This window comes from Priestia sp. SIMBA_032, from assembly GCF_046535215.1.
In the GTDB taxonomy this organism is placed as follows: Bacteria; Bacillota; Bacilli; order Bacillales; family Bacillaceae_H; genus Priestia; species Priestia aryabhattai.
Map to the genome: position 1 here is coordinate 1 of NZ_JAWRXD010000575.1, position 275 is coordinate 275.

Below are 275 nucleotides of genomic sequence, written 5' to 3' on the forward strand. Positions count from 1 at the left end.
GCGGAAAGCGCCATCACCCATGCCGTGCACGCCGCCGAGCAGATGGCCGGCGAGACGATCCGCGAGGTCATCGTCAACCTCTCCGGCGGCCATCCGGCGAGCCAGATGCTGAAAGTGGACGTCTCGATCGCCGGCCACGCGGTCAGCGACGGCGACTTGCGCCGCGTCCTGCGCGCCCACTCCCAGGCCGAGGTCCCGACCGACGGCCAGGTCATCCACGCCATCCCGATCGGCTACGCCATCGACGGCAACGGCGGCATCCGCGACCCGCGCGG

General features: G+C 71.6%; 1 pseudogene. It reads left to right on the forward strand.

The annotated features are described in order from the left end of the window. Positions 1-275 (forward strand): annotated as a pseudogene (locus SB717_RS35580) (hypothetical protein); the annotation flags it as partial.